Here is a 12,776-nt window from a genome sequence, read left to right as displayed (position 1 = left end):
AGTTTACGAAAAAAATACTCAATTTGTTATGATCAAAAAATAGAAAATAATTAAATTTTAAAATGACCACAACCATCAAAATCAATCCTTATCTTTCAGGTAATTTTGCTCCTGTTAGTCGAGAAATAACCACTCATAATTTAACAGTGACTGGAGAAATTCCCAAAAATTTAAGGGGAATGTTCCTCAGAAATGGTCCTAACCCCCAATTTAGCCCCATCGGTGAGTATCATTGGTTTGATGGGGATGGGATGATTCATGGGGTACACATCGAAGATGGCAAAGCGTCTTACCGTAACCGCTTTGTTCAAACTCGTGGCTATTGCTTAGAAAAAGAAGCCAATCAACCCCTATGGACAGGGATGCTAGAACCGCCCCAAATGGATAACCCCTATGGACCTGTCAAAAACACCGCTAACACGGCTCTAGTGTATCATGCTGACCGTCTCCTGGCACTTTGGGAAGGGGGTGAACCCCACGCTTTAACGGTTCCTGAATTAGATACTTTAGGCTCTCATAATTTTGATGGTAAGTTAATGTCTCCTTTTACGGCCCATCCAAAAATCGATCCTATGACGGGGGAAATGATGTTTTTCGGCTACTCAATGGTTCAACCTCCCTATTTACAATACGGGATTATTTCCCCACAAGGAGACTTATTAAAAACGGTTCCCATTGACTTACCGGTTGGGGTGATGATGCACGATTTTGCCATTACAGAAAACTATACCATTTTTCTCGATCTGCCTTTCACCTTTCGCCCGGAAAGAATGCAAAAAGGAGAATCTCCCTTACAGTTTGAACATGATACCCCGTCGCGTTTTGGGATTGTTCCAAGACAAGGCAATAATGAAGATGTGCGCTGGTTTGAAAGTAATTCTTGTTATATTTTCCATACCTTAAATGCCTATGAAGAAGGGGACGAAATTGTTTTAATTGCTTGTCGGATGAATGCTACGACGGTATTAGGAGAAGTAAGGGAGGAAACTAAAGAATCCGATATTCCCCGTCTTCATGAATGGCGTTTTAATCTTAAAACGGGTCAGGTTCAAGAACAAGGTTTGTGTGATTTGCCTTCAGAATTTCCTCGTATTAATGAACAATATACAGGCAGAAAAAACTGTTATGGTTATTCAGGGAAAATGGCAGAGTCTTCTGAGCCTAAATTTGATGGCATTATTAAACATGATTTTGAGAAAGGAGGCTTTGATATTCATCATTTTGGTGGTCATCGATACGGAGGTGAACCCATTTTTGCTCCTAACCCTGATGCAGATAAAGAAGATGAGGGATGGTTACTGACTTTTGTCCATGATGAAGGGTCAAATACCTCAGAATTAGTGATTATTGATGCTCAAGACTTTACTGCTTCTCCTGTGGCCACCATAGAAATACCTCAACGGGTTCCCTATGGGTTTCATGGTATGTGGTTAGCTCAATAATTTAATAGTTGCAAGACAAAAATTATCCCCAAGAATTACAATTCTTGGGGAGACTTATTTATATGCCAGCCTTATATAAAAGTGGCTGACGGCTTTTATGATGACAATTTCATTGTAAAGTTATGTGTCGGGATTTCAGATTTTCTTAATATTTTTTTTAGATTTCATTTTAGTCATCTCTCTCTAAAGGCGTAAATTCGGTTAATTACGGTTTTCCCCCCTGTGACTTCTTTGTAAACTTTTGTATGATTTAAGTAATGAAAATTTACATTCAATCACGGAGGTCACTCTTATGGATAACCAAGAAACAAAACTAGGATTTACCGAATTTGCAGAAACTTGGAATGGTCGTTTAGCCATGCTAGGATTCGTCATTGGTGTTGCAGTTGAATACTTCACCGGACAAGGAATTCTCTCCCAACTCGGCATTATGTAATCATAAAATCCCTTTCAGTTTCCAAAGTTACTGAAAAACTGAATGGGGGGGCAAAATGCTCCCTCTTCCACTATTTATTAACTGAACTTTATTAATCTACGTTTGAGAAGAGTTAAAAGATAATCCTTTATGTTTCCTGATTTGTTTGAAGCAACAAAAGAATATTGGCAACAACTTGATGAAATCGAATCCCTTTATCAACAAGGAAAACTTTCCATAGAAGAAGTTGATCGAGAAGTAGAAATATTAATGAAGCAACTAGGACGTAAAAGAAAAGAAAGTTTACTATTTTTAACAGAAAGTTTCTCTCATTGGGTATCTGACCATACAGAACTTTTAGTTACTTTAGTTTTCGTCCTCACAGTGGTTTATAGTTGGATGCTGACCATGAATAACTAAACCACTTCTACTTATTTCCACTTTATACCACCTATGAAAATCGCCAAAACCCTTAATATGCCTAACTTTTGGGACTGACATCACCTGTGATGGCCTCATAAGATAAGGGTAAGAAGAGGACAAGAGGTCAAACCAATGTTAAACACCACCAACAACACTATTATTATTCGTAACTATATCATTCTCACTGCTACCGTTATGTTTACTGCCATGGGCTTAACCGACACATTTTCGGCCCCCACACGGATAGGACAACAAGATCGCATTAACAACTTTGGACAAGTGTTAAGTGCTGGATTGGTTTCCTATTCTCAAACTCTAGGACGGTAATTAAGTTTATTTGGTTTCCTCTTGCTATATCCCTGTCATCAGTACGGGGATTTTTTGTTGTCTAATGTTGATCTCAGAAATCTTTAATTAAGGTGACAGTTATTAAACTGTCCATTACCTATTGCTACTTTAAGATAAATATTTTAATTTATGGGTAAGTCGATGAATTATCGATAAAGTGTGGTGTGAGAGAGCTAGTAGGAAAGCATTTGGGGTCGAAACACGGCAAGACTCCCAGATGCTTTTCTCAATATTTGAGAGTATTCTAGGACAATAAAAAGGTGCGTCGAAAACGCACCCGATAGTCATGCAAATAACGCTTAAATGACTGATAGAGAAGATCGTCCTATTGGACTGATTTACACTCGTTTAATCTTCAGACTATTTAAGTAAGCTTGTGGATTTTGGGGATCAAAGGTAACGCCATCAAAGAAGGTTTCGACGCCTCTGGAGGTATCAGCAGGAATATCGGCCGTAAACCCTGCTTCGGTAGCGGCTTCTCTCCAAATATCCTCACGGTTTACCTTATCGATAATTTTTTGTACCGTATCAAAATCGGATATTTGATCGTTATGAAAACCCCATCGTAATGTTTCTGTTAAAAACCAAAGATCGTGACTCTTATAAGGATAAGAAACGTTCCCTTTGCCATCTTTCCAATATAATGGCCCCATGTTGATATCTTTAATCGTTGCTTTGCCATCCCCCATCTTATAGTTACCTTTATAGGGAGCTTCTAGAATATCAACCGGTACATCAAAGTAGTTGTTTCCGGCTAACATCTTCACAGCCATGGCCCGATTATTGTTGTTATCAATCCACTGTTGTGCTTCCATTAATCCTTTTAATAACGCTTTGGTTGCTTTGGGATTTTTATCTACCCAGTCGGCACGAATCGCCAAATATTCTTCAGGATGAAATTGCCAAATTTGTGAGGTTAAACCCGCCATATAACCAATATTTTCGGCAATAATACGATAGGGCCAAGGATCTCCTGTACTAAATGCGTCGATAGTCCCGTTACGCATCCCTTTAACGGTTTCAACAGGAGGAACGGCGAGTAAATCGATGTCTGTGTCCGGATCTATGCCTCCGGCAGCGAACCAATAGCGAATCCAGAAATCTTGGTTAACATTGGCGAAAGTATGCGCCGCTTTGAACTTTCTACCGTTGGTAGAGGGGAAACGCTTAATATACTCCGCTGCTTGGGCGATGTCTAAGGAGACTCCTTTTCCCTCGTGCATCGGTGCAACAGCAATTCCATTCCCTTGGGTGTTTAACTGTGCTAAAACATACATAGGAACTTTTTGACCATTGGTGATGATACCCTCGGTAATTAAGTGAGGCATAGGCATTTGCCACTGTCCCCCATCAATACCCCCACCGTCAGAACCAATGGTGAGGTTATCCCTAGCCGAGGCCCAACTTGCTTGCTTGGACAATTGTACGTCTGTCATGCCATATTTAGCGAAAAATCCCTGCTCTTTAGCGACAACCAAGGCGGCAGCCTCGACAATAGGAATATAGCCCAATTGAATACTTGTGGTTTCTGGTTGCATCTCAGGGCTGATATCTGCTACAGGTTGAATGGTTGATGCGTTAGTACCGCCCTGTTCAACAGAATTACCGCCACATCCTTTTAATAGTATTGCTCCAGCAGCCGATAAAGCTGAATTGCGTAAGAACTTACGACGGGTTACGGGAGAAAAATTGGACATAAAAACCTCCGACTGCCTATCATTTAAGCAGAAAAGATATTGATTAATAAAATTAATAAGAAAGCAGAAAGTTGTTATAAATAAACGTTATACTACTTTAAGCTGTTATGTTAATGGCTGTTATTATTTGAGATTTTGAGTTAGTTAACTAAGTTAATCGGTTGACTTAATAGATCAGTTTATCATCTTTATTTAACAAAAACTTATGTTTTAAGAAAAAAAATATAAAAAAATTTAATTTATCTAATAACCATAGACTATGATTTATTTTAAATTGTCTTTACATAGATATTTTTATATACTCACAGCTTGCACCCCCCACACCCCCCACACCCCCCTTTATAAGGGGGGCAGGGGGGGTTAGGGGCAGGGGGGTAGGCAATGGGCAATGCTTGATTAGATAACAGTTTCAAGGTTAACCAGTGTCCTAACTATTTTTTGTAGTCTGACATCTTGCATCAGTACATAAAAACTAAATAATTATGAAAAAGTAGTCAATTTTGAATAAGTTAGCATCAAAATGAAATACTTTTGCCTCTTGCCTCTTGCCTCTTGCCTCCTAAACTAGCTAGTTTAAACGAAGGTGCAAGATATGAGTAGTGCGATAGTAGGGTTAATTACTCCTAGGATTCATGATTAATTATTTTTGCTTCATTAATCCAGGTTTTGACCACATCAGGAGAGGGACATAAATCTTTTCGTTGTAACGTGGCAACTTGTAACTTAAGAATTTGTCGATGTAAAGAACTCACAGTAGTTTGAGCTAATTGGTTGACTGATATAATACCTGAGTGTAGAACAACCCCACAATAATCACATCCGACAGTAGGAACCCTAGCTAAATCCGCTAAAGCCACCCATTTATTGATTAATTGTAGTTGACATTTTAATTGATTCGCTAAATCTTGTTTATTTGCTTGAGTTTTAGTTACCCTGAGTAAATCTTGAGTATGATTAATCCCTAAAGATTTTAACTGTTGTTGATTGGCTTTACTTAACCCAGGTAACTGTTCAATTGGCCAATAAAAGGATTTCATACATTATAATTTTTAGGGAGTCAGAATTTAGATATGGTAACAGTTTCCTGACCCCTAAAGCCATTAATTACCTAACATTTGCTCTACTTTGCTTTGTAATTGTTTGTTTCCGGCGACAATTTTCTCAATTTCTAGAAATCTATCTAGTTCTAATCCCTGATTTTCTACGGTACTTTGTCGTCTTTCCTCAGCTTCATCCATGATGTCTTGAAATTCTACCACCACTTTTCTGAATTTTTCTAAGTCTTCTGAGGAATTAACCGACTGCGATCGCAACTGTCTTTGACTCTCATTAATTTCCATGAATTTTTCGGGGGTTAATCCTTCTTTCTTGATTGCTTTAGCCATTTGCATTTGCATATACCGTTCAATCCGTTGAAACTGCTTAATTACCTGCACAAACTGTTGTAACTCGATGGGACTAACTTCAGGGTTAGCAACGGTTTCGGTTTCTATGGTTGGCGATATAGAACCGGCATTAAATTGACCATAAGCAGTCGTAGGTAGGGTTATTCCCACAATGGCGATCGCACCTCCCACCACAAGAGATTTAAACATAAAAATTTTCCTTGATCTTCTCAGTCTACTATTCCAGTATAGTAGACGGCTCAATGTAATTATTGTTCATCAATAATGGCCTCTCGATCTAATAATAATAGGTTTCGTAGTTGATCGGTATCTAATTCTGTTAACCATTGTTCGCCAGAATCAACGGTTTGTTCGGCTAATTTTTGTTTACTTTCTAACATCTCATTAATTCTTTCTTCTAAGGTTCCGGTAGAGACAAATTTATGCACTTGAACATTCCTTTTTTGTCCGAGACGAAATGCGCGATCGGTGGCTTGATTTTCTACGGCAGGATTCCACCAACGATCAATATGAAAAACATGGTTAGCGCGGGTTAAATTGAGTCCGGTTCCTCCTGCTTTTAAGGAGAGAATAAAAATTCTCGGTCCATTGGGATCGTGTTGAAAGCGATCAATCATTTCTTGTCTTTGAACTCTACGAGTTGCACCATATAAAAAGAGAACTTCTTGATGAAATTTTTTTTCTAAATAGGGTTTTAAGAGTTTTCCCCATTCAGAAAATTGAGTGAAGATTAAAGCGTGATCTCCTTCTTGAATTAATTCTTCTAACATTTCTTCTAGTCTTAATAATTTACCAGATTGTTCGGCTTTTTTTAGGGTCTTTTTCTTGAGAAAGTGATCGGGATGGTTACAAATTTGTTTGAGTTTGAGTAGTAAACTTAAAATTAAGCCTTTTCGTTGAATTCCTGTTTTTTCTTCGATTTCAATGAGAGAATTATCGACTAATTCTTGATAAAGTTGTGCTTGTTCTGAGGATAAACCACAAAAGACAGTCATTTCTTGTTTTTCGGGTAAATCTTGAATAATGGTTTTATCGGTTTTTAAGCGTCTTAAAATAAAAGGTTGTACCAAAGAACGCATAATTTGTAATGATTGTTTATCCCCATATTTTTCAATGGGAGTGGCAAAACGACGGCGGAAAAATTGCTGGGTTCCTAAAAATCCTGGGTTGAGAAAGTCGAGAATTGACCATAATTCACTTAAGCGATTTTCGACTGGAGTACCGGTTAAAGCAATACGAAATTGTGTAGAAAGTTGACGCACTGCTTGAGATTGTTTGGCTTGAGGATTTTTAATATTTTGTGCCTCATCTAATACAATACCTTGCCATTCTACTGATTCAAAACTTTTGATGTCTCGATAGATTAAAGAATAGCTGGTAATGATAACATTTTTTTGGTTAACTGCTTTTACAAAGGCTTTCCCTTTACTTCGCTTATCTCCATGATGAATTAAAGTAGACAGACTGGGGGCGAATTTTTTAACCTCCCTTTCCCAGTTATTTAACACTGATGTAGGACACACTACTAATGTCGGTTGTTCTAACATATTTTCGCTTTTTAAGTGTAATAAAAAGCCAATTAATTGCGGTGTTTTTCCGAGTCCCATATCATCGGCTAAACAAGCACCTAAGCCCCATTTTTCTAAGAATGCTAACCAACCCACGCCTCGCTGTTGATAGGGACGTAATTGACCTTTAAATCCTGGTATATTTTCGATCATTGGGATAGATTCATTATTATTTATAGCATTAATTAAATTGGCTAAGTCGCCTGTTGCTTCAAAGTTAGTAATGGGTAGTTTGGCAATGGTTGAACTATCCCCCGTGCTGAATCTTAAAGCATCTTCGACAGATAATTCTAGGGGATCATAAGACTTATTTAAAATTTCCTGAGCTGCCCTGACATCAGCCGGTTGTAGGGCGATCCATTCTCCTTTAACTTCCACTAAAGGGGATTTTTGAGCTAATAGTTTCTCAAATTCTTTTTTAGAGATGGTTTTATCCCCGATCGCCAAATTTAGCTTATAGTTTAATAGACTTTTTAAACTCAGTCTTTGTCCTTTTTTGGCTTTAACTTCGGCGTTTAGACTGATTCCTAACCGTTTCTCTTCTACTCCTTTTTCTAAACTAGCTGGTAAGACAACTCCTAATCCGTTATCTTTAAGAATATTGGCAATAGAGCGAATAAATTCATACACTTGTATGGGATCTAATTCACAATAGCTCGGATCAGCTTCTTGTAAGCTATCTTCGATAATATAATATAATCGTGAAGCTAAACCTAGTCCTTTTAATAGGGTTTCTTGGGGGTAATCAATGGTTCTATTTGTCCAGACTAATTGAGTAACAGGATTAGACCAAATAACTTGAGCAGAAATTAAAACATTAGGATCATCTAATGCTTGTAAACAATAGTTTAAACGCCAGTTGGTTTGTTCTGATGTCTTCTCATCTTTTTGTGGTGTTTCAAGTTGAAAACAGACTCTAAACTGATTAATTCCTAGTTGCTGATTATCAGAACTAATAATATATTCTTCTAAAGAAGATGTCCAGTTACTGAGGGCATTTTTTAATCCCTTAATTTCAACTTCTGAGGCTTCAAATTGAGACGAATCATGGGTTAGAGATTGTAACCACTTTTGAATAAAAGAATGAGACGTAATAGAAATATCAACGAATTGCCGAACTTGTTGATCAATAATAGTAGAAAAGAAATCAAGAATAATCGTTTGTTTAATCAAAGAATAGGAGATTTGCTCATCAATTAAGTTATAATAAGCAAGACAACTATTGGGCATTGTTTGCATAAATTTAGAGAATCTTTGCTGATCGACTAAACTATCGAGTAAAGGATACCATTGTCCATAAGTTTTATTTTCTTCTTGTTCAATTCCTGGTAAATATTTTCCCCTGGTTAATAAGTCAAGACTCCAACGATAAATATGTGTCCAAAATTGTAAATCTTCTCCGATAAAGTTTTCACTTGTCTCTGTTAATCCTAACGGTAATTGTCTTAACATTTGTAATGTATTGTCAAGGGTTAAGGCTATTCCTTGCACTTGACAAGGAATCAAATTAATATCTTTTGGCTCAAAAAAATTTTCTTCTAATTGTGTTGATAATAAAGGAATGTTTTGTTTAGACTTAGGAATTGATTGACTCGGTAAATAGAATATTCCTGACACTGATTGAATATCTTTTTTAAACTGAATGGTGATATTGTTGCTGTTTAATTTCTCAACAATTTCATCTTTATTAACCGCAAAAGGATGAACTAAAATAGAATCTTGAAATTCAAGATCATCGGATAAAGATCGCCAATTTTCTCCCCAGATAAAAAAATATTTTTCTTGTCTATCGTCTATCCAAGTTCCGTGTAAAACTGTCATGTTTTTCCTTTTTTTACCCTTACTATTTAGTAACGACTGCCTATGTCATGTTACTGATATTTACCCATAGTATCAAATTACCTGATTAATTATGCTATCATCATATTTCTCAATAATTTACCAAAAGCAATTATTAATTATTAATTACTAATTATCAAATAAGCGTGTAACTGTAGTTCAGATAACAATCATCCTCACCAAAAGCAGTTATCGTAAAAATCCATATCATCTATATATAGAGTAATCAATGAAAAATTCTAGCAGACATTACACCATATCTATGGTATAATCAAAAAGTGTCCTTATCAAGTTGACGTAAATTTCGACGAAAATTAAGTACAAAATTATTAGTTTTCTGATTAGACTTAGTAATATAAATGATGCAACCCACTGTCATAACTTCCTCAGTGTCTCTTCTTAGTGAAGAAACGCTGAAGGTAATACTTGATAATGGAGGCGTTCCCGTCTCTATTATTTTAGCGATATCACTTTTAATTTATGTTCTGACAAAGAGCATGATTGAAGTAATAAAAGCTACTAATGAAGGAAGGCAATAGGATACAAAAAAATTAAGTAATGTGAGCAATTCTATTATTGTTCACATTTTTTTAACCCAAAAATCTGAAAACATATTTGGAATTAATATTATTGAAGTTCCCACTATTTTGTAACTGTAGTCGAAATCACAATCATTCTGAGAAAAAGCAGTTATCCTAAAAATCCCCATGATCTATATATAGGGTAATCAATGGAAAATTCTCCCAGACATGACACCATATCTGTGGTATAACCAAAAAGTGTCCTTATCAAGTTGGCATAAATTTCGACGAAAATTAAGTACAAAATTATTAGTTTTCTGATTAGACTTAGTAGTATAAATGATGCAACCCACTGTCATAACTTCCCCTCAGCAAACCCATCACAGCGACACTCACACCACCCCTAGCTACCATTCACAGCTAGGAGAAAGTAAAATTCGAGTAAGACGACGGGATGGGTCGTGGACAGCATTAAATATCGGGAAGATACGGGCTGTTGTCAACTGGGCTTGTGCCGAAAAAGACGTGAATAGTATTGCCTTAGAAGCCGGGTTAACCACTCGTCTCCGTGACGGTATTACCACCAGAGAGATCCAGGATAACCTAATTAACTGCGCTTTGGAAATGTGTAGTCCCACCGAACCAGACTGGCGTTATGTAGCTGGTAGACTCCATATTTGGAGTCTTTGGAAAGATACCCTCGTTAACCGAGGTTATCAATACGGGAACTATGAAACCACCGTTGAGACTAAAGTGGAAACGGGTCAATATGATAATCGTCTTTTAACCTATTCTAAGACAGAATTAAAAGAAGCCGGATCATGGATTAATCCAGACTGGGATACGGACTATGATTATGCCGGGGCTGTTTTATTAACCAGTCGTTATCTTTTACCCCAAGAATTACCCCAAGAAGCTTTATTAAGTTGTGCTTTACTTCTGGCCACCGTCGAAAGTCCTGAAAATAGATTACCTTGGGCGAAACGATTTTACGAAGCCATCGCCAGTCGTAAAGTGTCTCTAGCTACCCCCATTTTAGCTAATTTACGGGTTCCGGGGGGGTCCTTGACCAGTTGTTTCATTTTGTCCATTGACGACAACCTAGAGAGCATTTTTGAAGAAATTACCAACACGGCGAGAATCTCTAAAAATGGCGGTGGTGTCGGGGTCAATGTCAGTCGTATTCGGGCAACCGGTAGCTGGGTGATGGGGAAAAATAACGCCTCTGGGGGAATTATTCCCTGGATTAAGTTATTAAATGATACCGCGATCGCCGTTAACCAAGGGGGACGACGGGCCGGGGCCGTTACCGTTGGGGTGGATATTTGGCATTTAGATGTCCCGGAATTTTTGGAAATACAAACAGAAAACGGGGATCAAAGACGGAAAGCTTATGATGTTTTTCCTCAGTTAATATTGACCGATGAATTTATGCGTCGGGTGGAAAATAAAGAACAATGGACATTAGTTGATCCTTATGAAGTCCGAGAAAAATTAGGCATTGAATTAGCCGAATTATGGGGCGAAAAATTTGAAGAAGCCTATCGTTTAATTGAGGCAGAAATAGATCGAGAAATTACCTTATATAAGCGTGTGAATGCCCGTGACTTGTTTAAAACGATTATGCGATCGCAGGTAGAAACGGGGATGCCTTATTTAGCGTTTAAAGATACTATTAATAAAGCGAATCCTAATAAGCATGATGGCTACATTCCGGGTGTAAACCTTTGTACGGAGAGCTTTTCCAATGTGTCTCCTGGAAAGTATAGTCATTGCTGTAATTTAGTAAGCTTAAATTTAGCAAATATTGAAGCAGATGAACTCAATTATCTGTGTAAAATTGCGGTTCGTATTCTGGATAATACCATCGATATTACTAATCCTCCTTTTGACGATGCTAAGAGTCATAATGATAGATATCGGACTATTGGAGTGGGTTGTATGGGGTTAGCTGACTGGTTAGCTAAACAGGGTTTAACCTACGAAAATCTAACAGAAATTAGTAACTTATTTGAAGAGGTAGGTTATTGGTGTACCCAGACTTCTATGGAGTTAGCAAAGGAAAGAAGTCCTTACGATGCGTTCGAGGGAAGTGACTGGAGTAAAGGGTTATTAATAGGGTCTAAACCGGTTGATTGGTTCGTAGAAAATGCCAATCAAAAAGACCGTTGGATACAATTATCAGAGGACATTAAAACCTATGGTATTCGTAACTCCCATATTACTGCGATCGCTCCTAATACGTCTTCATCTTTAGTACAGGGTTGTACTGCCAGTATTCTACCCGTTTATAGTCGTTTTTTCTATGATAAATGGGCTAAGGGAACCGTCCCTATTGCACCCCCATTTATTAAAGATTCTTTCTGGTTTTATCACGAAAATAAGACCTTAGAACAACAAAAAGTAGTCAAAGCGGTTTCGACGATTCAACAATGGATAGATACAGGAATATCCATGGAATTGTTGTTTAATTTGAATCAGGGTGTTTACTTCCCTAATGAACCAGAACGCTGTTTAACCGCGAAGGATATTTTTGAGACGTTACTGTTAGCGTGGAAAGAAGGTTGTAAGGCGATATATTACGTTAGGACGGTGCAGAAAGACGATTTTAAAGAGTCTGATAATAATTGTACTGCTTGTGCTAATTAATTCGTTTAAGGTGGGCTAAATGTCCACCTTATTAATTAGCTTATAATTAGCTAAAATAATAAGTATAAATAAGGTTAAATAAGTTTGATGATAAAGTTACCTAAACGTACTAACTCTCAAAAAATTGGTATCAACGCTGCTGATTTTTTTTGTTCGGTTTTTAGTAAATTTTGTAATGTAATTCCTGTTCCTCAAGATAGAGATTTAGGGATTGACTTTATTTGTGAAGTTATGGAAGGAGAATATCCAACTGGAAAATTATTTAATATTCAATGTAAAGGAACAGAAGAAGTAAAAATCAAAAAGAATTCTATGATAGTTCCTATTAAAGTAACGACTCTTAATTATTGGTTAATTCAATCTAATCCAACTTTTTTAATTGTTGTTGACTGGCAAAAGAAAATTTTTTATTGGTCTTTTCCTCAAGAGTTTCTTAATTCACTTAATAAAGACTGGCAAAAACAAAAA

General features: G+C 37.0%; 10 protein-coding genes. 6 read left to right on the top strand and 4 right to left on the bottom strand.

Going from position 1 to position 12,776, the window contains the following annotated elements:
• Window positions 1–62 precede the first annotated feature (62 nt).
• From C4E06_RS24550 to C4E06_RS24535, 4 genes are all read left to right on the top strand, one after another.
• On the top strand, window positions 63–1,442 hold the full coding sequence (locus C4E06_RS24550) for a carotenoid oxygenase family protein (protein ID WP_107670995.1): 1,380 nt from the start codon (window positions 63–65) through the stop codon (window positions 1,440–1,442).
• 292 nt (window positions 1,443–1,734) lie between these two features.
• Window positions 1,735–1,878, top strand: a complete 144-nt coding sequence (locus tag C4E06_RS24545; protein WP_107670994.1) for a chlorophyll a/b-binding protein — start codon at window positions 1,735–1,737, stop codon at window positions 1,876–1,878.
• A 129-nt stretch (window positions 1,879–2,007) separates the two neighbouring features.
• Entirely contained in the window at window positions 2,008–2,277 is a 270-nt protein-coding gene (locus tag C4E06_RS24540) for a hypothetical protein (RefSeq protein ID WP_107670993.1), read from the top strand.
• A gap of 135 nt (window positions 2,278–2,412) precedes the next feature.
• Complete coding sequence (locus C4E06_RS24535) at window positions 2,413–2,607, top strand: hypothetical protein (RefSeq protein ID WP_107670992.1); 195 nt, start codon at window positions 2,413–2,415, stop codon at window positions 2,605–2,607.
• Between the two features lie 359 nt (window positions 2,608–2,966).
• On the opposite strand, the gene C4E06_RS24530 is transcribed toward C4E06_RS24535, so the two are convergent.
• From C4E06_RS24530 to C4E06_RS24515, 4 genes are all read right to left on the bottom strand, one after another.
• Window positions 2,967–4,325: a CmpA/NrtA family ABC transporter substrate-binding protein gene (locus C4E06_RS24530; RefSeq protein WP_107670991.1), complete on the bottom strand. Its 1,359-nt coding sequence runs from the start codon at window positions 4,323–4,325 to the stop codon at window positions 2,967–2,969.
• 623 nt (window positions 4,326–4,948) lie between these two features.
• The gene (locus C4E06_RS24525) at window positions 4,949–5,362 is read right to left on the bottom strand and encodes a DUF4332 domain-containing protein (protein WP_107670990.1); all 414 of its coding nucleotides are present in this window, start codon (window positions 5,360–5,362) and stop codon (window positions 4,949–4,951) included.
• A 63-nt stretch (window positions 5,363–5,425) separates the two neighbouring features.
• On the bottom strand, window positions 5,426–5,920 hold the full coding sequence (locus C4E06_RS24520; protein WP_107670989.1) for a hypothetical protein: 495 nt from the start codon (window positions 5,918–5,920) through the stop codon (window positions 5,426–5,428).
• Between the two features lie 59 nt (window positions 5,921–5,979).
• Entirely contained in the window at window positions 5,980–9,120 is a 3,141-nt protein-coding gene (locus tag C4E06_RS24515; protein WP_107670988.1) for a DEAD/DEAH box helicase, read from the bottom strand.
• 881 nt (window positions 9,121–10,001) lie between these two features.
• On the opposite strand from C4E06_RS24515, the gene C4E06_RS24505 reads away from it, so the two are divergent.
• On the top strand, window positions 10,002–12,308 hold the full coding sequence (locus tag C4E06_RS24505) for a ribonucleoside-diphosphate reductase subunit alpha (RefSeq protein WP_198649010.1): 2,307 nt from the start codon (window positions 10,002–10,004) through the stop codon (window positions 12,306–12,308).
• An 87-nt stretch (window positions 12,309–12,395) separates the two neighbouring features.
• Window positions 12,396–12,776: DUF4365 domain-containing protein (locus C4E06_RS24500; RefSeq protein ID WP_157951238.1), on the top strand; the 381-nt coding region annotated here is incomplete at its 3' end.

Source organism: Cyanothece sp. BG0011 (assembly GCF_003013815.1).
Taxonomy (GTDB): Bacteria; Cyanobacteriota; Cyanobacteriia; order Cyanobacteriales; family Microcystaceae; genus Crocosphaera.
Note: the sequence above shows the minus strand (reverse complement) of the source record. Positions and strands in the feature narration are given on the sequence as shown.

Excerpts from the sequence above, each read along its gene's own strand:
- C4E06_RS24550 (WP_107670995.1), top strand. The coding sequence starts at position 63 with ATGACCACAACCATCAAAATCAATCCTTATCTTTCAGGTAATTTTGCT.
- C4E06_RS24545 (WP_107670994.1), top strand. The coding sequence starts at position 1,735 with ATGGATAACCAAGAAACAAAACTAGGATTTACCGAATTTGCAGAAACT.
- C4E06_RS24540 (WP_107670993.1), top strand. The coding sequence starts at position 2,008 with ATGTTTCCTGATTTGTTTGAAGCAACAAAAGAATATTGGCAACAACTT.
- C4E06_RS24535 (WP_107670992.1), top strand. The coding sequence starts at position 2,413 with ATGTTAAACACCACCAACAACACTATTATTATTCGTAACTATATCATT.
- C4E06_RS24530 (WP_107670991.1), bottom strand. The coding sequence starts at position 4,325 with ATGTCCAATTTTTCTCCCGTAACCCGTCGTAAGTTCTTACGCAATTCA.
- C4E06_RS24525 (WP_107670990.1), bottom strand. The coding sequence starts at position 5,362 with ATGAAATCCTTTTATTGGCCAATTGAACAGTTACCTGGGTTAAGTAAA.
- C4E06_RS24520 (WP_107670989.1), bottom strand. The coding sequence starts at position 5,920 with ATGTTTAAATCTCTTGTGGTGGGAGGTGCGATCGCCATTGTGGGAATA.
- C4E06_RS24515 (WP_107670988.1), bottom strand. The coding sequence starts at position 9,120 with ATGACAGTTTTACACGGAACTTGGATAGACGATAGACAAGAAAAATAT.
- C4E06_RS24505 (WP_198649010.1), top strand. The coding sequence starts at position 10,002 with ATGCAACCCACTGTCATAACTTCCCCTCAGCAAACCCATCACAGCGAC.